The organism is Corynebacterium aquilae DSM 44791 (assembly GCF_001941445.1).
Taxonomy (GTDB): domain Bacteria; phylum Actinomycetota; class Actinomycetes; order Mycobacteriales; family Mycobacteriaceae; genus Corynebacterium; species Corynebacterium aquilae.
Genome location: NZ_CP009245.1, coordinates 2535043 through 2553424, shown reverse-complemented (window position 1 = coordinate 2553424; position 18382 = coordinate 2535043). Strand labels below are relative to the sequence as shown.

Below are 18382 nucleotides of genomic sequence, written 5' to 3'. Positions count from 1 at the left end.
AAAAGGGGATCTTGGACATCCCCACGACACAGAAAGGTCGCACCGCATCATGCAGTCAATTACTCTGCGTCCCGGTCAAACCTTCGATACCGGGCTGCCCCGAGACCTGCGCGGCTTTTTCACCATCAGCCTGACTGGCGGCCACGGTTTCAGCACCCACGTTGACGCCTGCACCCACAAGCGCAGCGGCAGCAAGCTGATGATTCGTGACATCACGGGGCCTGCGACGGTCAACCTTGCCCCGAGCGGGGCCAGCAACTTCCCGGCAAACGTGATTGCCTACGTGCATTTCACCATCATTGGTCGCACGCGTGACGACGATATTGTGATGCAGCTGCCGGCCTTTGATGTGTCGAACCTGTCGACATTCCCGGTCGCCACGCTGCTGGAACGCAACGGCACGATTCACATTCAAGTCGCCGACCAGTCCGTCGACGAGCCGCTGAGCCCCCTGGCAACTGGTGTGCGCAGCGCGTTGCGCACGAGTATCGGCGTGGACTCGCTGCCCCAAAATGCGCGCACCGACGTCACGGTGGTTTTTGATGTCTCCGCATCCATGCGCTGCACTACCTCCGATGATGCGCTGGCCGCGATGGCGGCTTTCGCAGCGGGAATCACCAGTGTCGCCGCCCAAGGCAAGCGCATCACCATCGCGACCTCCAGTCACCCCGCGGTTTACCGCAAAGCACCCGGACCGGACGCCATCACCACCTTTGTCGAAAAACACCCCGGGTATACCAGCGCGGGATGGGACATCGACCATCACGACATTGATCCGCATGATGCAATGGTGGTGATCTCCGACGACATGCCCGCCACCTTGGTGCAGCACCCGGGCACCATTCACCTGTTGACGGCCACACCACCGACCCTGCCGCACTCGGCAACGCATACGCTGTTTAGTGAAGAACTCACCCAGGCGGTGTTGAGCGGAGATATTTCCCGGATGGCACACGCTGCCGAAAACATGATCAACGCCCTGGCACGGAAGGACTAGCGCTCATGAGCAAGCATTATCAAGGACGGCTGCTCACCCGCTGCCCCTACACCTTCAAGCAGATGCCCCCGGAGGCGACCTCCTCGCCGTATGTGGACGACAAAGAGTGCCCTCTGCCGGAAGGCTGGCAGGGAAGTGGAGTGATCACCTTCGCCATGGCTGGTGCCCGCGCAAGCGGCAAGTCTTTGTACATCGCCGTGGTGGTGAAACTGCTGGAGCAACTAGCTGTTGCCAATGGCGCGATTTTCCGCCCGGCGGACGAATACACCCGGCGCACCTATCGCGAAAAATACGAAACCCCCCTGTTCAAGCAGATGGGTTTGCTGCCCTCCACCCCATCGTCGGCCAGCGCCGATGCCTATCAGCGCAAGCCGTTGATTTTCGACCTGGGCATGTTCGACCGTAAAGATGAACAGGGAAACCGCAGCCCCCAAAAGATTTTTGTGGTGTTTCGGGACGTGGCCGGCGAGGACTTGAAGGAGGAAAACTTCGAGGCCCGCAAAGACGACCTGACGTTTTTCCGCTACGCCGACCGCATCATCTTCCTTTTCGATCCGATGCGGGTCAGCCAGATCCGGGAGCTGCTGCAGGGTGCGGTGCCCCGCCACGAGGTGGGCGACGAAGACCCAGCGGTGGTGCTGCAAAACGTGCTGCGGGTCCTAGGCGCGGAGGCGCGCCCCTACATGGCGTTGACGTTGAGCAAGTTCGACACCATGCAGTACCTGGCGAATGTGAACCAGATCGACCAGTACTACGACGGCAACACCCATGTGAACTGGCAGCGGGTGATGAGCAACTGCGGGGCGGGTTTCCGCCGTGAGTCCAGCGACTTGGATGCGCCATTTAAGATCGCGGATCAAGAGCTACTGCACTGGGAAGTGCAGTCACTTCTGCAGTGCTTGGGGGCGACGATGATGCTGTCCCAGTTGGCGCAGCCCATGCTGGGCGAGCACCCCTACCCGTACCAGTGTTTTGCAGTCAGCGCCCTGGGCGCGCCGCCGGAAGGCGACCGAGTCGCACGCTCCGGTATCGCACCATTTCGCTGCCTGGACCCGCTGCGCGCAATGTTTGCCTCTGTCGGAATCTTTACCAGTGAGGATGCCTGATGAATGGATGGTTTGATCGGGCCGCAGCTACCTGGCCCCCCGAGGACGACACCAGCGCTGAAGATAGTTGGCAGCTGCCAGAGCCGGCACCGGAAAGCTCCGGGAGCTTCCCGGCGATCTCAGCCGAGCGCGCCGCCCAACAGGCACCCCGGGCGACCAGTGTGCCGGAGGAAGAACAACCCGCCACCGGCGCGCATCGCCAGATTCGACGGCGCCAACCACAAATCATCGGCCCCGCGCCCCAGCCCAAAACCAAAGGCCGGCGCTTTTGGGGCAAGGGCTAAAGGGGAAAAGCCATGACGTATCCAAACAATGCTGGCTTCGATGACCTGGCAGACCCCTTTAGCGGTTTCACCACCAGCCCCTATGCGGCCAAGGAAGCTGAGCAGCCGGCGCCAGTCGCGCAGCCCGTAGCGCACCAGACCACCACCGCCGCGGAGACCACGGACGCAATTCGGGCGGCGCAGGCTGAGGTGGCGACCACCAATACCCGAAATGCGATCGCCGCAATCATCGGTGGGGCGGTGGCGATTTTGACGGTGGTTGCGTTGATGATTTTGGGCTGGTCGACGATGTTTTTTATCGACATCTTGGGGGATCCGGCGGCCAATATTCGCTAGTGCTGCGCGCCGGGGCGTGTGCGCTATGAGCGAACGCAACTCAACTTTGTTGCGCCGAGTGGTTTCGGGCTGCTACAACGGTCATTAGCACTTGGCCGCCCCAAGTGCCAGATTTTTGGTGCTGGCGGCGGTGCAAGACAACAAACCCTTAGCAACGAAAACAAGGAGATCATCACCATGGCAAAGATCATTGCCTTCGATGAAGAAGCACGCCGCGGCTTGGAGAAGGGCCTGAACACCCTCGCCGACGCCGTCAAGGTCACCCTCGGCCCCAAGGGCCGCAACGTGGTGCTTGAAAAGGCCTGGGGCGCGCCCACCATTACCAACGATGGTGTGTCCATTGCTCGCGAAATCGAGCTGGAGGACCCCTACGAGAAGATCGGCGCTGAGCTGGTCAAGGAAGTCGCCAAGAAGACTGACGACGTTGCCGGCGACGGCACCACCACCGCTACCGTGCTGGCTCAGGCTCTCGTGCGCGAGGGTCTGCGCAACGTTGCCGCTGGCTCCAACCCGATGGGCATCAAGCGCGGCATCGAGCAGGCCGTCACCAAGGTGACCGAGCAGCTGCTGAGCACCGCCAAGGACATTGAGACCGAGGAAGAGATCGCCGCGACCGCTGGTATCTCTGCTGCTGACCCGGCCATCGGCGCCAAGATCGCTCAGGCAATGTACGCCGTGGGCGGCGGCAAGCTCAACAAGGAGTCCGTCATCACCGTTGAGGAGTCCAACACCTTCGGTGTGGAGCTCGACGTGACTGAGGGTATGCGCTTCGACAAGGGCTACATCTCCGGTTACTTCGCCACCGACATGGAGCGCCAGGAGGCTGTCCTGGAGGATCCGTACATCCTGCTGGTCAGCTCCAAGATCTCCAACATTAAGGATCTGCTTCCCGTCCTGGAGAAGGTCATGCAGACCGGCAAGCCGCTGCTGATCATCGCCGAGGACGTTGAGGGTGAGGCTCTGTCCACCCTGGTCGTGAACAAGATCCGCGGCACCTTCAAGTCTGTTGCTGTCAAGGCTCCGGGCTTCGGTGATCGTCGTAAGGCCCAGCTGCAGGACATGGCTATCCTGACCGGCGGCCAGGTTATCTCCGAGGAGGTTGGCCTGTCCCTGGAGACCGCCGACATCCCGCTTCTGGGTCGTGCCCGCAAGGTGGTTGTCACCAAGGACGACACCACCATTGTTGAGGGCGCCGGTTCCTCCGAGCAGATCGAGGGCCGCGTCAACCAGATTCGCGCCGAGATCGAAAACTCCGATTCCGAGTACGACCGCGAGAAGCTGCAGGAGCGCCTGGCTAAGCTCGCCGGCGGCGTTGCAGTCATCAAGGTTGGTGCCGCCACCGAGGTCGAGCTGAAGGAGCGCAAGCACCGCATTGAGGATGCTGTCCGCAACGCGAAGGCTGCTGTGGAAGAGGGCATCGTTGCCGGCGGTGGCGTGGCCCTGCTGCAGGCTTCCCACGTTCTCGACGGCGACCTGGACCTGAGCGGTGACGAGGCTACCGGCGTCAAGATTGTTCGTGAGGCACTGTCTGCTCCGCTGAAGCAGATCGCTTTCAACGCTGGCCTGGAGCCGGGCGTTGTCGCCGACAAGGTGGCTTCCCTGCCCGCCGGTGAGGGCCTGAACGCTGCTACCGGTGAGTACGTTGACCTGATGGCTGCTGGCATTAACGATCCGGTGAAGGTTACCCGTTCTGCTCTGCAGAACGCTGCCTCTATTGCGGCTCTGTTCCTGACCACTGAGGCTGTCGTTGCTGACAAGCCGCAGCCGGCTGGCGCTGCTATGCCGGGTGCTGACGAGATGGGCGGCATGGGCGGCTTCTAAGCCTGCTTGAGCGCAACGTAGCGTTGTGTGGGCGCCAAGTGACCTTGCGGTTGCTTGGCGCCTTTCTGCGTTTTCAGGTGGCCCGTCCGTCGGTGTAGATGCGGTGTGGGGGGCTAGGGCCCGGTGTGCGCGTGGGGGTGCGCCTTGGAGGGGGTGGGGGAGTGTGAGCCCGTGTGGTTTTGTCTGGGTTGCTGTGCAACCCACAATGATTGATAGCGCAGAAAGTTGAGCATCTGTGCAGCGTGCGCGCCTGTTGCCGCAAAGGGCAGGAGACTCGCGACAGCGCGGGTAGCAGTAGCCCGAAAGGGTGATTTACCGCCCCAAAGCACCCCTGTTTGGGGGTAATTTGGGAATTTTTTTTGGCGAGTTTTTCGCAGGTGGGCGCGGGTTTTGCGATATCGCCAAAGGGGCTAGGGGTGTTAACAATCGTGAGAAAAAACCTGGGTCTAACGAAGGGTTTTTCCATTGCGGGACTTAAAGTGGCAGGTGGGGTGCATTTTTACTGATGTGAAAACTGTGTGACATCGGACAAATTCTCAGGAAACCTGTGATGACCATCGCCAATGCTTTTCGGTTGACGGGTTACCTGCCTGGGCATACCTTTAGGTGTGGCTCGAATTCGAGTCGACATAAAACTTTTGACAGCCGGCCGAGAATTCATGGCTGGCTCCGACCCAAGGAGACACTTATGGATCTCTCTGTCGTGAAGACCGTTCTGGGCGATTTCAGCACCTTTACCGATGCTCTGGGCACCCTCGTTGAGAAGTTCCCGAAGATGGTTGAGGTTCTCGTGAAGCTGACCCAGGCTCACTCCTCCTAAGCTCTCTAGAACAAAAGGTTTCACAATGCTCGAATTCCTCAACAACCTCACTTCCTTCTCCACCAGCGAGAAGAGCCACCTGAAGATCATCGTCGACGCTCTCGAGCCCTTCGGTGACTTCTTCGGTGCAATCGCCGACATGCTCGGCCTGGTGAAGTAACAGCACCTGTAACGAGTTGTCGGCTCTGTCCGATAGCTTGAATGAACTTGCCCGAGCTTTTTCTCAAGGTTCAGGCGCGACCCGGTAATCGGGTTTATAATTTCACACGGCGCTAGGGAATCCTTTCCCTTCGCCTCTCACCTTTCCCGTGGGGTTGGAAAGCCGCCCCGCACAATCTACTCGAGGAGACCCATCATGGATCTTTCCGTTGTTAAGACCGTTTTCGGCGACTTCAGCACCTTCGTTTCCGCCATCGTTGACCTGGTTGCTAACTTCCCGGCCGCTGTTACCCAGCTCGGCAAGCTCAGCGCCCTGTCCTCCAAGTAATTCTTCTTGGCTGGCTGACAACGGCCTGCTAAGTCAACTTCCAATCCTTCGAAAGGTAAAACACCATGGATTTCCTTACTCAGCTCGCATCCTTCTCTGAGGGCTCCGGCAAGTCCTTCTCCGCTGAGGGCGACGTCTTCAACTTCTCCACCATCGCTGACTTCCTCAAGCCCTTCGGCAAGGTTGCTGGCGCTATCGCTAAGCTGCTGGGCCTGGTCAAGTAAGACCTTGGCCTGAGCTTCTAGCTCAGCTTTTCTAAGTCCCCCACGTCGCATTTCATTGCGACCTGGGGGACTTTTGCGTTTAAAGATTTTTTCCAAATCCTTTTTCTCCAGTTAAGTGGCATGTTACTGTCGTCACATGACAAGCGAACTTGACACTTTTGAGCGTGGCGAAGAACCGACCGCTGGTGGTGCTCCCTCAGCTAGCACCCCAACGAAGCCCAACAATAATCGTGGGGGCGATCACGCGACCCGCGAGGATAAACTCCCAGCAGCCGAAAGCGATCGTGCGGGGGTGGAAGCGGATATGGACGCGCCGGACACAGCTGCGTGCGAGACGCAGCCAAAGGATTCCGGCCGGGGGGAGAAAACAAAATGGTGGGACCAGCCGGGCATGCCGTGGAAGAGGAAACCCACCAGGGCTGACAAGCTGTGTTTTGCAGCCTTTGTCGGCATGGGAATCTTTGCGGTGGCCATGATGCCGCTCAACGCCTACCTATTGGGCGCTGAGCACCGGCTGCCGTGGGCGGTGGCGGCGATTGGTTCGAAAACCGGTGGCGCGGCCCTGGGTGCGATGTATGCGGTGGGCAAGGAGGTGCCCCTGTTGTGGCCGATCCTTTTGGGCGGGCTGGCGCGAATAAAGTTTGACTGGATCTACTGGTGGGCTGGTGCGCTGTGGGGGCGCGGCATTATTGAAATGTCCGCGGCGAACCGGTCTAAGCAGGCTCGCCGCAATTACGAGCGGGCGGAAAAATGGGCGCACAAGCTCGGCTGGTTGGGCATCTTTGTGGCCTATGTTCCAATCCCATAGCCGATCGGCATGGTGGTGTTCGTTCTGGCGGGCGCGAACGGGATGAGCCTGAAGAAGTTTTTGATTTTGGATTACCTGGCCGCGACCCTGTGGCTGGCGGGGTATGTGTACTTCGGTTTTGCGGTGGGCGATCCTGCCGTGGAGATTCTCGAGGGCTACATGAAGATCGCGAACTACGTTGCTATCGGTCTGGTTGTCCTTATCATCGCAGGCGCGGTCATTCGGAGTAGGAAGAAGGCTGCTGTAGCACCGCAGGAAAGCTAGGGGTGATCCTTAGGCGTTTAAGCCCTCATACGGCCCCGCTGTGGCGCATGCGGATGTGTGCTGCTGCAGCGGGGTTTGTGTGCTGTACGGGGTTGTTGTCGTGTGGGGTGGGTGGTGTGAGAGCGTGTGGTGCTTATGCTTTCCTGCGTGGTTGCGGCTGTGATCTACCCCCTTGGGCGGATTCGTCCAGGCGTTTTGAAAGCTGATAGCAATCTCACGTCCCCTAATACCCCTTTTCGGGGGCAGAGGGTGTGCAGTTTTCCCAGGCAAACACGATATTCGGGCACGGCGGGGTGGGGGAGAGGACTAAACTAGTAGCCATGGCTGACGCAAAAGAACAGGACCTGCCCATCGTCGATCTCGCGGCCACGGAAGGCTACGTCGTCGACGATTCTGACGAAGACGATCCGGTCCTTCTGACCCCAGAAGGCAAGCCGATTGACACCTGGCGGGAAAACTACCCCTACGACGAGCGTATGTCTCGTGACGAGTACGAAAAGGTCAAGCGCGGTCTGCAGATCGAGCTGTTGAAGTGGCAGAACTGGACCAAGGACACCGGCCAGCGTCACATCATCCTGTTTGAGGGCCGCGACGCCGCCGGTAAGGGTGGCACCATTAAGCGTTTCAACGAGCACCTCAACCCCCGTGGTGCCCGCACTGTTGCCCTGGAGAAGCCGTCGCCGCGTGAGTCGACCTCCTGGTATTTCCAGCGCTACATCGAGCACTTCCCGAGTGCTGGCGAGATCGTCTTCTTCGACCGTTCCTGGTACAACCGCTCCGGCGTGGAGCGCGTGATGGGTTTCTGCACCGAGTCGCAGCACGCAGAGTTTTTGCGTGAAGTGCCCATGCTGGAGAACATGATCATGGGTTCCGGCATTAGCCTGACGAAGTTCTGGTTCTCTGTTACCCAGAAGGAGCAGCGCACCCGTTTCGCTATCCGCCAGGTCGACCCGGTGCGTCAGTGGAAGCTGTCTCCGATGGACTTGGCGTCCTTGGACAAGTGGGATGATTACACCCGCGCCAAGGAGGAGCAGTTCCGCTACACCGACACCGACGAGTCCCCGTGGATCACCATTAAGTCCAACGACAAAAAGCGCGCCCGCATCAACGCGATGCGTTATGTGCTGTCGAAGTTCGAATACACCGGCAAGGACCACGAGTTGGTTGGCCAGCCGGATCCGAAGATTGTTCTGCGCGGCCGCGACCAGATCGGTGACTAAGCGTTTAGGCCATCCATAAACATTGACAGCTCCCGCCTTAAATGCGGGGGCTGTTTTTTGCTTGCTTTTGCCCCGTGATGGGGGAGAAGGGAGCAAAGAACACCCCGGGTCGTATTCCCTTGCTTGTCGAGGATGCGGCCCGGGGTGGTTGTTGTCGGCGGGAAGCCTGCTAGTTGTCGTCGGTGGGGTAGGGCTCGACGGTGTTGCCCTGCCAGCGGCTGCCCCCGGGCAGCACGTCCCCGCGCATCACCAGGGAGGCCGGGCCCACCCAGGTGCGCCGCCCCAGCTTGGATGCGGGCAGCACCACCGAGTGCGGGCCAACGCTCGAGCCTTCGCCCAGTGAGACCGAATCCAGGCTCATCACCCGGTCCTGGAAGAGGTGGGTTTGCACCACGCAGCCCCGGTTGACCGACACCCCGTCGCCGATGACGCACAAGTCCGCCTCGGGCAGCCAGTAGGTTTCCAACCAGGTGCCCTTGCCGATTTTTGCGCCCAGGAGTCGCAGGGCGGTGGCCATGGTGCCGGTGCCCGGAATCCGATCCAACAACCAGGGGGCCGCCACGGATTCGACGAAGGCGTCTTGCAGCTCGTTGAGCCAAATAAACCGGGTCCACAGCGGGTGGCTGCCCGCGGCAATCCGGCCCACGCACGCCCACTTCATCAACACCGTGATACCCAAGGCCACAATCCCGCAGGCAACCAGTACGCCCGCGGTGGCCAGCCATGCCCACACCAGGCTGGAGGTGATGGTCCAGCAGGCGATGATGGTGGCAATCGCGCCGACTGCTAGGGAAAAGCTGGTCATGGGGGCGAGCAAGCGGCCGGTCTCCACGGTGGCGCGGGCAACCTTTTTCGCCAAAGGCGGCTGGTAGGTGACCGCCTCACCGCCGGCGGCGCACACCTGCACGCGCCGCAGCCGCACCGGCGGGCTGCCCATCCAGTTCGACCCGGCCTTCGCCTTTTTCGGCGCTGAGCTCAGCACCGCGACAAGCGAATTCTTGCGCACTTTACGGCCCGGGGCCACCATGCCGGAGTTGCCGACGAAACTGCGCCGACCCACCCGCACGGCTCCGGTTTTCAGCCAACCATTGCCGACCTCATATCCGCCGACCATGGTGTCGTCCGCCAGGAAAGACTCGTCCCGCACATCGGTGAGCGCCGGAATCATCACCGCGGTTGAAATCTCCGCGTCTTTGCCGATCCGCGCCCCCAAACTCCGCAACCAATAGGGCGTGAGCTGCGCGGCATAGATCGGGAACAGGTGGCGGCGCGCCTCATCCATCAGGCGGGTCGCCGCCCACATCCGTACCCCGTGCCAACTACGCACCGGATGAATCTCATCATCCAAACCACGCTGCATCACCCGCACCCCCACCCAGGTGGCCGCCATGTAGGACCCAAAGGACAGCAAAGCGCCTAGCGGGGCGCCCAGCAATGCATAGCCCGCGGCCTGCACCCCGTGGGCGGAATCCGGAATCACCGCCCACAGCCCGGCCGCGCCCACCCCCAAGCACAAATAGGGCAACAGGCCCACCATGCCCGCGATGAGCACATACACCGGCAACCAGCGCCGCGCCCGCGGCGGAGGATCCAGCGGGAAAGTACGTTTCGGGCGGCCCACCCGCACCGCCGGATTACCCGCCCAGCGGCTGTGATCCTTGACCTTGGTGCGGGAATCGATCAAGCTACCCGGCTCAATGTGGGCGTGCGCCCCAACCACCGCGCCCGGGCCCAGCGTGCTGCGGGCATCCACCCGGGCATGCGCCCCAATGGTGACGCGGCCGAGGTGGAAGTGGGTGGAATCCACCCAATAGCCCAACACGTCGACCTCCGGGCCGATGGCCGCGAAATCGCCCGCCGACAACATGCCTGTCACCGGCGGCACCGTATGCAAGGTCACCCCGCGGCCCAAACGGCAACCCAACATGCGGGCATAAGAATTAATCCACACCGCCCCGCCCAAACCGTGTGCGCCAAACGCATCCTGAATACGCTCAGCCACCCACACTCGCAGATGCGCCACCCCGCCCCGGGGATAATCGCCCGGAGTCAAGCCCGCGCACAGCACCCGGGCCGACAACGCCGACAACGGCAAGCGCGCAACAGGACTGACCCACACTGCGGCCAGGATCGCCTGCACAAGCCCCACCGGCGGCGCCCACTGGGCGCCCAGGCGGCCGGCCACAAACACCCCCAACACAATCCACGCCAACCACACACTCGCCCGCACCAACAACGCGGCAGCCAAACCCGCCGCCTGGCCCACGCGAGTACCCGCCCCCACCAGCGCCACCGGCGCCCCATCATCGGCCACCCCAGCAGCCTCCGGGGACCAGCCCAACTGCACCAGCCGCTCCGCCAACGCCCCCAACCGCGGATGGTCATACACATCACGCACACTGACCGTCGGCACGTTCTCACGCAGCCGCGCCACCAGCGCCGCAGCAGCCAAGGAGGTGCCGCCCAAATGGAAGAAATCAGCATCCGCCCCCTCAATGGCAACGCCCAGCTCCTCCAGCCAGGCCTCGGCCACAAACCGCTCACACGGGGTTAAACCCTCCGCGGTCACATCCGCCCCGGGCAGCGGCCACGGCAAAGACTTCTTATCCACCTTGCCCGACGTCGTCACCGGCAAAGGATCCATCACATGAATCCGCGGCACCAACGCCGCCGGCATGCGCTCCTGCAAAAAGGCACGCACCCCATCAGACAGTGCAGCCCAGTCGGTCGCCGGATCTTCCGGGCTGAGATACGCCACCAGCAACTTATCCCCGGCAGGGGTTTGCCGCACCACCACCGCAGCCGCATTCACCCCGGGTGCGGCCGCCACATTCGCAGACACCTCCCCCAACTCAATGCGACGACCACCAATTTTGACCTGATCGTCCGTGCGGCCCACAAAATAGACGCCGTCTTCCTCCAAACGCACCATATCGCCCGAACGATAAGCACGCTGCCAACCCAACGACGGCAAAGGCGCATACACCTGGGCATCCTTGTCCGCATCCAAATAGCGCGCCAAACCCACCCCACCAATAATCAGCTCACCCGACTGGCCAATTGAAACGGGGTAGCCATCCGCATCAACCACCGCCATATCCCAGCCCGCCAGCGGCAAACCAATAGAAACTTCCTCATCAGGCGCCATCAACGCCGCGCACGTGACCACCGTGGCCTCCGTTGGGCCATAGGTGTTCCACACCTCGCGCTCCTCAGCGCACAGCTTGCGCACCAACTCCGCCGGACACGCCTCGCCCCCAAAAATCATCAAGCGCACCCCATCGAGCGCTTCGGCCGGCCACATACTCGCCAACGTCGGCACCGTGGAAACCACCGACACATCGCGACTAACCAGCCACGGCCCCAAATCCATCCCCGAGCGCACCAAAGAGCGCGGCGCCGGCACCAAGCACGCCCCATGGCGCCACGCCAACCACATCTCCTCACAGGAGGCATCAAAGGCCACCGACAAACCAGCCAACACCCGATCCTCCGGGCCCAACGGCTCATCCTGGCAAAACAGCTGCGCCTCCGCATCAACAAACGCGGCAGCATTACGGTGGGTGACCGCCACCCCCTTAGGCAGCCCCGTCGAACCAGAGGTGAAAATAATCCACGCATCATCCTCCGTGCCAGGCAACTCGTGCCGGCGCGCAGGGCGCGCCTCGCCCACAAGTTTCAGCCCATCGCCGGTAAAAATCGCCGACACCCCCGCCTGCCCAAACACGATCTCGGCGCGCTCATCCGGATCATCCGCATCCACCGGCACATACGCCGCCCCCGCAGCCAACGTCGACAAAATCGCAATATACAAATTCCGGGAACCACTCGGCATCCGGATACCCACCCGATCGCCCCGACCAATCCCCACAGAAGCCAACCACTCAGCAGTGGTGAACACCTCGTCCACCAACTCCTGATAGGTCAACACCGACCCATCATCAATAGCCGCCGCATCAGGAAAATCAGCCGCAGTGCGCTGAAGAATCTCCACTAAAGTGCGCGGCGCCGGCGCACGAGACTGCAACAAAAACTGGGGCGGAGGACTATTGAGCAAGCGATCCATAACGTGTCTACACACAACTCACCCCGCCCAAACCACCAGGGTTCAAGCGGGGAGAAACAGTGACTAATCTTCCTCGGCAGCAATAATCGATTTCGCCAGCTTGCGCAGATGCTTCAACTGCTTCGAGGTGGAATCATCCAACGCTCGATCCTCAGCAGCAGAGACCAACACAGCCAACTCTTTTTGAGCCGACTTCCCCTTCTTCGTCGACGTCACAATCTGGCGGCGACGATCCTTCGGATCGCGCTCCCGCTTTGCCCACCCACGCTTTTCCAACGCATCAACCAGACGCACCATATCCGACGCATCAACAGCCAACACATCACACAACGACGACTGGGACGCAGCATCGCCAGACACCAGGCACGTCAACACCCAGTACTCACGCAACGTCGTCTTGTAATCCGCAAGATCGGCTTCCACATGATCACGGGTGCGACGACGAAGACGCTCCAACTGGAAAGAAGGCGACTCAAGCAAGGCGGTGGGGACGTCAGGATGGGCAGACATCGGCAATTTTCTCCACGGGGCTGTCAGTTTGGCTCAAAAAAGGGGAGCCGTTTCTAGCTAAGCAGAACCGGCAGTCAATCAGGCGCGGGCTATGCATTAGTCATAGTATTCCACGCGCCAAGCGAAAAGCTCGACGAAAACGCCACCTATTCAGTGGGAAGACCGGCATCCACCCACGCGCTGGTACCACCGGCAACGTTGGTGGCATGAATGCCCGCCTGCTCCAGATACTGGCACGCACGAGCAGAACGACCGCCCGCCTGACAGATCACAAACAGCGGGCGAGTCTGATCAATCTGATCCAACGCGGACGGAATCTGCGCCAACGGCACATTCACCGCCCCCACCGCGTGCACATTGGCAAACTCATCCGGCTCACGAACATCAATGAGCTGGGCGCCCTCAGGGACTTCAGTAACTTGGCATTCCTGCATGATGGCCTCGAATCAAGTAGGTGAAAGTAACACAGACCACTGTAGTCGCACACCCGCGCCTAAGGTGCGCAAAACAAAAAAGCTCAACCACCAGCTACCCCCGCGCCCCACCACCGCACAACCGACTACTTCGGTACCTTCGGCACCGCCTTCGGCGCACTCTTCGGCATTTTCGCCGCCTTTTTCACCGCCGCCAACTCCGCACGCACATCCACCAAATCCTGGCGCAAACTCCGGATCTCCAGCAGCAACTCCCGCTGATGCCGATCCGCCACCTCATCCCGGTGCACCTCGGACTCATCCTCCACCTGTTCGACCAGCCACGCCGCAATCAGCGCCGTAATCACACCCGCAATCGCAATACCGCCAAACATCAACACCGTCCCCAACACCCGACCGAACCGGGTGGCCGGCGCAATATCGCCATAACCCACCGTCGTGACCGTCACAATCGCCCACCACAACGCATCACCAAAGGTCACAATCCCCGAACCAGCAACCCCACCTTCAGCATCAAAAATCGCCAAAGCCGCCACCAAAATCAGCAGCACACTACCCAACCCCGTGTACACAGCCACCGTCGTTCGGCGCGTCGTCGGCGAAATGCGCTGCAGCAAAAACAAACTCGGCATCACCCGCAACATCCGCAGCGGCCTAAACCACGGCAACACCACCAACGCAAACTCCGGCAAATGCCGCCAAAACCACCGCGCCCGCGGCTGCGCCAAATACAACCGCGCACAATAATCCACCGCAAACGCCAGCCACGCCAGGTTCATCCCCCAATCCGCCGCCAACGCCCACACCGAATCCCCCTGGCTGAGCGAGGTAAACACGAACAAACCCACAAACACCAAAGACACCACCAGCAAAGGCCCCTCAACGCGAGCCTCCCAGCGGGCCTGCGCACTAGCATCCTCAGGAATCTCCGGCACAAACAACGCCCGCACCGCCACCACACACCGCTGCCAAAAATTACGAGCAGTCGTCGGGCCAGGCATATCCACCGTCGTGAGCGCTTTCTCTCGGATCAATCTCAGCGATCATCATCCACGGCGCGTTCGCCGGGAGGATCACTGTGGGTTAGCAACATCTCTAGTTTATCGTTCAAGGCTGCCACCTGCGCGGATAGGTGCTGATTCTGGGCGGAAAGCTCCGCCAACGCCTGCTGCATCGACTGCTCGGCTGCTCGTTCGGCGGCCCGCTCCGCCTCATGATCCTCGCCCTGCACGCTGCGCACCAACGTCGCCGACACCGTCGCGGTCAACACACCAGCCAACGCAATACCGCCGACCATCAGCGCAATACCCACCAAACGGCCAAAAGCCGTCACCGGCGCAATGTCGCCATAGCCAACGGTGGTCACCGTCACGATCGACCACCACAACGCATCCCCGAAACTGTTGATCATGGAATCCGGATCGGGAGCCTCCACGTCGTACATCATCAGCGCCGCCACGAAAATCATGATCACGGAACCAAAAATGGTGTACGAAGCAACAGTGATGTTGCGGTTGGTGGCGCTCACCCGCTGCAACAGCAGCAGGGTCGGCACGATGCGCAGGATCTGCAGCGGGCGAAACCACGGCAAAATCACCAACAAAAACTCCGGAATGTGGCGCCAAAACCACCGCCAACGATTGTCCGCCAGCACCAAACGCACCACATAGTCAACCGCAAACACCACCCAAATCAGCGTGAAAGACAACCCGGTAATCGCCTGCCCCCACGGCCCGAGATCCGCCAGCGACGACCAGGCGAACAACGCCAAAAACACCACCGAGATCACCAGCAAAGGCCCCTCGAAGCGGGCCTCCCACCGGGCCTGGCGGCTAGCGCCTTGCGGCACCCGGCGGTGAAACACCTGCCGGTAGGCCTTCTTCGTGGCCTCCCACCAGGAACCGGGCTGATACACAGCTAATCTTTGACGAAACGACGGGCGATCGGAGTCCATGCTCTCCACAAAATCTCACACAAGGGGCCTAAAAAACACGTAAATGACGCCACCATAACAACAACAAAAGCGGGCGCGAAAAACATCGCGCCCGCCATCAAGGGCAGCCCGACCCCGCCGGGACGTGATCACTCACGCCCGAAAAGTGGCCGAGAAAATCGCCTACACGACTTACTTGCCGTAACGCTCAACTGCCTCGGCGAGAATCTTTTCCGCCTCAGCCTTGTTGCCCCAACCAGAGCCGGTGACTTCCTTGTTCGGCTCCAGGTCCTTGTAGTGCACGAAGAAGTGCTCAATCTCGTCTTTGACGAAATCAGACACGTCGTCGATGTCCTGGTACTTATCGAAACGAACGTCATCGATGACGCACAGCAGCTTGTCGTCGCCACCAGCCTCGTCGGTCATCTTGAACACACCCAGCGGGCGAGCCTTGACGATGACACCCGGGAACACCGGCTCCGGCAGGATCACCAAAGCGTCCAACGGGTCGCCGTCCTCACCCAGGGTGTGGTCGATGAAACCGTAGTCGGCCGGGTAAGCCATGGGAGTGAACAGGTAGCGGTCAAGGTAGACCTTGCCGGACTCGTGATCAACTTCGTACTTGTTGCGGGAACCCTTGGGGATCTCGATGGTGACTTCAATACTCATGGCCCCAAGCATAGCGTCACCGCCCCGCCTTCCAAGCTTTGTCCACACCCGACGCTAGGCTGGGGAGCTATGCAGAAGCGTTCTCACTGGTGGATTACAACCGCAGTCATCGTCGCCGCCGCCGTCGCCGGCACCACAGGTGTCGCCGTATGGCAGGCCACCACCAAAGAACACGTCGTCGTCGCCGACGGGCAGCCCCTCCAGCCCGCCACCGTCGGCATCGTCCCCGTCACCGGTACTACCCCCGTCGACGAAGCAGCGCTCGCCGCCCACCTCGACGAGCTGGCCGACAACAAAGACCTCGGCGAACTCGCCGGCGAAGTCATCGACACCACCACCGGTGCCACCATCTGGCAACGCAACGCCAACACCGCAGTGCGGCCCGCCTCCACCACCAAAATCCTCACCAGCGCCGCCGCCCTGCTCACCCAAGACCCCGAACAGGTCCTGACCACCACCGTCTACCGCGACCCCAACCAAGACGGCACCATCATCATCAAAGCCGCAGGGGATGTGATGATGAGCCAAGAACAGATCAACCAACTGGCAGAACAAATCACCGCCAGCGGCACCCCCGTCAAAACCGTCCTCATCGACACCAGCGTCTGGCAAGGCGAGGACTTCCTCGACGACTGGGATCGGGAAAACATCGGCGCCGGGTTCATCGCCCCCATGCAGCCCGCCATGATCCGCGGCGCCCGCATCGGCGGCACCACCGGCGACCTGCCCCGCTCATCCACCCCCGCCCTCGACGTCGCCCACGCACTAGCCACCGCTTTGGGCACCGAATCCTTCGGCTTCGGCACCCTGCCTAAAGACGCCCCCGAAGACACCATCATCGCCACCGTCGATTCCCAGCCGCTGCTTGATCGCCTCCGCGAACTCATGCTCGACAGCGACAACGTCATGGCTGAAGCCGAAGGCCGCAACATCGCCGTTGTCACCGGCGCAGAACCCACCATCGCCGGCGGGGCGCAAGCCACCTTAAACACACTGGCTGGACACGGCTTCGACATCAACGGCGTCACCCTCGTCGACAACAGCGGACTATCCGACAACGACCAAATCCCCCCACGCCTACTCACCGCCATCCTGCAACGCGCCGCCACCGACCACCAGCTGCGGCCCCTACTCGACGTCCTCCCCGTCGCCGGCGCCACCGGCACCCTGACCAACCGCTTCACCGACCTCAACGGCCGCGGCTGGGCGCGCGGCAAAACCGGCACGCTGACCACCACCAGCGCCCTCGCCGGAGTCATCACCAGCGAACAAGGCCACGTCTACTCCTACGCCTTCATCAGCAACGACTCCTCCATCCTGCCGGCCCGCAAAGCCCTCGACGAGCTCGTCAGCGGACTCCGCAACTAGCCCCTGGAGGACTACCGTGCCCGCCCACATCGGCCAACTCGCCGTCGCCTACGACGCCCCCGGCCTCAATGCCTGCCGCCGCGCCGTACGCGCACACCTCAAACACCACCCACACGCCCGCATCAACCTCGGCTACTCCGGCGGGCCAGACTCCACCGCACTACTGGCAGCCCTATTGGCCGAAAACCTCACCGTGCGGGCCATCATCATCGACCACGGCATCCACCCCGAACACGCCACCATCACCGCCACCGCCCGCAGCCTCGCCGAAGCGCTCGGCGCCCAAACACACACCATCGCCGTCACCCTGGCAGCAGGCAGCCAAGAAGCCGCCGCCCGCGAAGCCCGCTACACCGCCTTCGCCGCCACCAGCGACCACATCTTCACCGGCCACACCCTAGACGACCAAGCCGAAACCCTGCTGCTAGGACTACTGCGCGGCAACGCCACCGCCATGCAGCCCGTCAGCAACCACCAGCTACGCATCCACCGGCCCCTGCTCGGGATCCGTCGCGCGGATACCCACAACGCCTGCCGCGAACTCGGCCTCGACCCCGACACCGGCGCCGGCGTGAACGGGCACCGCCTGTTCATCGACCCCACCAACACCGACACCGACTACCGGCGCGCCGACATCCGCCAACGCCTCCTGCCGCTGCTCGCCGACATCATCGGCGGCGATGCCGCACCCACCCTCGCCACCGCCGCCGACACCATCGCCGCCTCCAACCACCTCATCGACACCCTCACCCCCGACACCCGGCGTACCCACCTGCCCATTCGGGAACTCGCCGCACTCCCACCAGTCGTCCTACAGCGCACCATCGCCCAATTTCTTATCCACCACGGCGCCAAACCCACCACGGGAAGCATCCACCAGGTCACCCGGCTGGTGACCGACTGGCATGGCCAAGGAGCCGTCGCCGTTGCTGCCGCCACCCCCACTCTGGGTGGCGACAGGTTGGCCGTAGCCCGCAATAGTGGCAAGCTGGAGATGTCTACGCTGCCCCCAGCACAACCGCGACCCACCTAGGA

General features: G+C 61.6%; 20 protein-coding genes. 14 read left to right on the top strand and 6 right to left on the bottom strand.

The window, feature by feature from the left end:
• Positions 1-49 precede the first annotated feature (49 nt).
• The 12 genes from CAQU_RS10815 (at position 50) to ppk2 (ending at position 8367) form a co-directional block, all read left to right on the top strand.
• Entirely contained in the window at positions 50-997 is a 948-nt protein-coding gene (locus CAQU_RS10815; protein ID WP_075727651.1) for a hypothetical protein, read from the top strand.
• A gap of 5 nt (positions 998-1002) precedes the next feature.
• The gene (locus CAQU_RS10810; RefSeq protein WP_075727649.1) at positions 1003-2103 is read left to right on the top strand and encodes a TRAFAC clade GTPase domain-containing protein; all 1101 of its coding nucleotides are present in this window, start codon (positions 1003-1005) and stop codon (positions 2101-2103) included.
• Complete coding sequence (locus tag CAQU_RS10805; RefSeq protein ID WP_075727647.1) at positions 2103-2387, top strand: hypothetical protein; 285 nt, start codon at positions 2103-2105, stop codon at positions 2385-2387. Before CAQU_RS10810 ends, CAQU_RS10805 begins: the two co-directional genes overlap by 1 nt.
• Positions 2388-2399: 12 nt before the next feature.
• Positions 2400-2723, top strand: coding sequence for a hypothetical protein (locus CAQU_RS10800; protein ID WP_075727645.1), 324 nt, complete (start codon positions 2400-2402; stop codon positions 2721-2723).
• Positions 2724-2900: 177 nt separating this feature from the next.
• Positions 2901-4544, top strand: a complete 1644-nt coding sequence (groL, locus tag CAQU_RS10795) for a chaperonin GroEL (protein ID WP_075727643.1) — start codon at positions 2901-2903, stop codon at positions 4542-4544.
• A 688-nt stretch (positions 4545-5232) separates the two neighbouring features.
• The gene (locus CAQU_RS12860; RefSeq protein ID WP_169836043.1) at positions 5233-5364 is read left to right on the top strand and encodes a PorH family porin; all 132 of its coding nucleotides are present in this window, start codon (positions 5233-5235) and stop codon (positions 5362-5364) included.
• Between the two features lie 25 nt (positions 5365-5389).
• A complete protein-coding gene (locus CAQU_RS13230; RefSeq protein ID WP_281247990.1) occupies positions 5390-5524 on the top strand; it encodes a hypothetical protein in 135 nt (44 codons plus the stop codon).
• 195 nt (positions 5525-5719) lie between these two features.
• Positions 5720-5851, top strand: coding sequence for a hypothetical protein (locus CAQU_RS13225; protein ID WP_281247989.1), 132 nt, complete (start codon positions 5720-5722; stop codon positions 5849-5851).
• Positions 5852-5916: 65 nt separating this feature from the next.
• Positions 5917-6075 (top strand): hypothetical protein, encoded by a 159-nt coding sequence (locus tag CAQU_RS12750; protein WP_157109000.1) that lies wholly within the window; start codon positions 5917-5919, stop codon positions 6073-6075.
• Between the two features lie 304 nt (positions 6076-6379).
• Entirely contained in the window at positions 6380-6883 is a 504-nt protein-coding gene (locus CAQU_RS10790; RefSeq protein ID WP_084563048.1) for a hypothetical protein, read from the top strand.
• Positions 6884-6892: 9 nt separating this feature from the next.
• Positions 6893-7147 carry a DedA family protein gene (locus tag CAQU_RS13130; protein ID WP_084563046.1) on the top strand — a complete coding sequence of 85 codons (255 nt, stop codon included), beginning with the start codon at positions 6893-6895 and terminating at the stop codon, positions 7145-7147.
• Positions 7148-7467: 320 nt separating this feature from the next.
• The gene (ppk2, locus tag CAQU_RS10785; protein ID WP_075727641.1) at positions 7468-8367 is read left to right on the top strand and encodes a polyphosphate kinase 2; all 900 of its coding nucleotides are present in this window, start codon (positions 7468-7470) and stop codon (positions 8365-8367) included.
• Positions 8368-8536: 169 nt separating this feature from the next.
• Here the strand turns inward: ppk2 and CAQU_RS10780 are convergent, their stop codons facing one another.
• The 6 genes from CAQU_RS10780 to CAQU_RS10755 form a co-directional block, all read right to left on the bottom strand.
• Entirely contained in the window at positions 8537-12433 is a 3897-nt protein-coding gene (locus CAQU_RS10780; RefSeq protein ID WP_075727639.1) for a Pls/PosA family non-ribosomal peptide synthetase, read from the bottom strand.
• 63 nt (positions 12434-12496) lie between these two features.
• Positions 12497-12943, bottom strand: a complete 447-nt coding sequence (locus CAQU_RS10775; RefSeq protein ID WP_075727637.1) for a MarR family winged helix-turn-helix transcriptional regulator — start codon at positions 12941-12943, stop codon at positions 12497-12499.
• 146 nt (positions 12944-13089) lie between these two features.
• The gene (locus CAQU_RS10770) at positions 13090-13377 is read right to left on the bottom strand and encodes a rhodanese-like domain-containing protein (protein ID WP_075727635.1); all 288 of its coding nucleotides are present in this window, start codon (positions 13375-13377) and stop codon (positions 13090-13092) included.
• Between the two features lie 125 nt (positions 13378-13502).
• On the bottom strand, positions 13503-14411 hold the full coding sequence (locus CAQU_RS10765; RefSeq protein ID WP_075727633.1) for a potassium channel family protein: 909 nt from the start codon (positions 14409-14411) through the stop codon (positions 13503-13505).
• A gap of 2 nt (positions 14412-14413) precedes the next feature.
• Positions 14414-15331, bottom strand: a complete 918-nt coding sequence (locus CAQU_RS10760; protein ID WP_084563044.1) for a potassium channel family protein — start codon at positions 15329-15331, stop codon at positions 14414-14416.
• 171 nt (positions 15332-15502) lie between these two features.
• The gene (locus CAQU_RS10755) at positions 15503-15979 is read right to left on the bottom strand and encodes an inorganic diphosphatase (protein WP_075728710.1); all 477 of its coding nucleotides are present in this window, start codon (positions 15977-15979) and stop codon (positions 15503-15505) included.
• Between the two features lie 69 nt (positions 15980-16048).
• On the opposite strand from CAQU_RS10755, the gene dacB reads away from it, so the two are divergent.
• A complete protein-coding gene (gene dacB, locus CAQU_RS10750; protein WP_075727631.1) occupies positions 16049-17347 on the top strand; it encodes a D-alanyl-D-alanine carboxypeptidase/D-alanyl-D-alanine endopeptidase in 1299 nt (432 codons plus the stop codon).
• A gap of 16 nt (positions 17348-17363) precedes the next feature.
• Complete coding sequence (gene tilS / locus CAQU_RS10745; RefSeq protein WP_075727629.1) at positions 17364-18380, top strand: tRNA lysidine(34) synthetase TilS; 1017 nt, start codon at positions 17364-17366, stop codon at positions 18378-18380.
• Positions 18381-18382: the final 2 nt, after the last annotated feature.

What these genes read in the sequence shown, in the direction of transcription:
- CAQU_RS10815 (WP_075727651.1), top strand. Translation starts at nt 50, where the DNA reads ATGCAGTCAATTACTCTGCGTCCCGGTCAAACCTTCGATACCGGGCTG.
- CAQU_RS10810 (WP_075727649.1), top strand. Translation starts at nt 1,003, where the DNA reads ATGAGCAAGCATTATCAAGGACGGCTGCTCACCCGCTGCCCCTACACC.
- CAQU_RS10805 (WP_075727647.1), top strand. Translation starts at nt 2,103, where the DNA reads ATGAATGGATGGTTTGATCGGGCCGCAGCTACCTGGCCCCCCGAGGAC.
- CAQU_RS10800 (WP_075727645.1), top strand. Translation starts at nt 2,400, where the DNA reads ATGACGTATCCAAACAATGCTGGCTTCGATGACCTGGCAGACCCCTTT.
- groL (WP_075727643.1), top strand. Translation starts at nt 2,901, where the DNA reads ATGGCAAAGATCATTGCCTTCGATGAAGAAGCACGCCGCGGCTTGGAG.
- CAQU_RS12860 (WP_169836043.1), top strand. Translation starts at nt 5,233, where the DNA reads ATGGATCTCTCTGTCGTGAAGACCGTTCTGGGCGATTTCAGCACCTTT.
- CAQU_RS13230 (WP_281247990.1), top strand. Translation starts at nt 5,390, where the DNA reads ATGCTCGAATTCCTCAACAACCTCACTTCCTTCTCCACCAGCGAGAAG.
- CAQU_RS13225 (WP_281247989.1), top strand. Translation starts at nt 5,720, where the DNA reads ATGGATCTTTCCGTTGTTAAGACCGTTTTCGGCGACTTCAGCACCTTC.
- CAQU_RS12750 (WP_157109000.1), top strand. Translation starts at nt 5,917, where the DNA reads ATGGATTTCCTTACTCAGCTCGCATCCTTCTCTGAGGGCTCCGGCAAG.
- CAQU_RS10790 (WP_084563048.1), top strand. Translation starts at nt 6,380, where the DNA reads ATGGACGCGCCGGACACAGCTGCGTGCGAGACGCAGCCAAAGGATTCC.
- CAQU_RS13130 (WP_084563046.1), top strand. Translation starts at nt 6,893, where the DNA reads ATGGTGGTGTTCGTTCTGGCGGGCGCGAACGGGATGAGCCTGAAGAAG.
- ppk2 (WP_075727641.1), top strand. Translation starts at nt 7,468, where the DNA reads ATGGCTGACGCAAAAGAACAGGACCTGCCCATCGTCGATCTCGCGGCC.
- CAQU_RS10780 (WP_075727639.1), bottom strand. Translation starts at nt 12,433, where the DNA reads ATGGATCGCTTGCTCAATAGTCCTCCGCCCCAGTTTTTGTTGCAGTCT.
- CAQU_RS10775 (WP_075727637.1), bottom strand. Translation starts at nt 12,943, where the DNA reads ATGTCTGCCCATCCTGACGTCCCCACCGCCTTGCTTGAGTCGCCTTCT.
- CAQU_RS10770 (WP_075727635.1), bottom strand. Translation starts at nt 13,377, where the DNA reads ATGCAGGAATGCCAAGTTACTGAAGTCCCTGAGGGCGCCCAGCTCATT.
- CAQU_RS10760 (WP_084563044.1), bottom strand. Translation starts at nt 15,331, where the DNA reads ATGGACTCCGATCGCCCGTCGTTTCGTCAAAGATTAGCTGTGTATCAG.
- CAQU_RS10755 (WP_075728710.1), bottom strand. Translation starts at nt 15,979, where the DNA reads ATGAGTATTGAAGTCACCATCGAGATCCCCAAGGGTTCCCGCAACAAG.
- dacB (WP_075727631.1), top strand. Translation starts at nt 16,049, where the DNA reads ATGCAGAAGCGTTCTCACTGGTGGATTACAACCGCAGTCATCGTCGCC.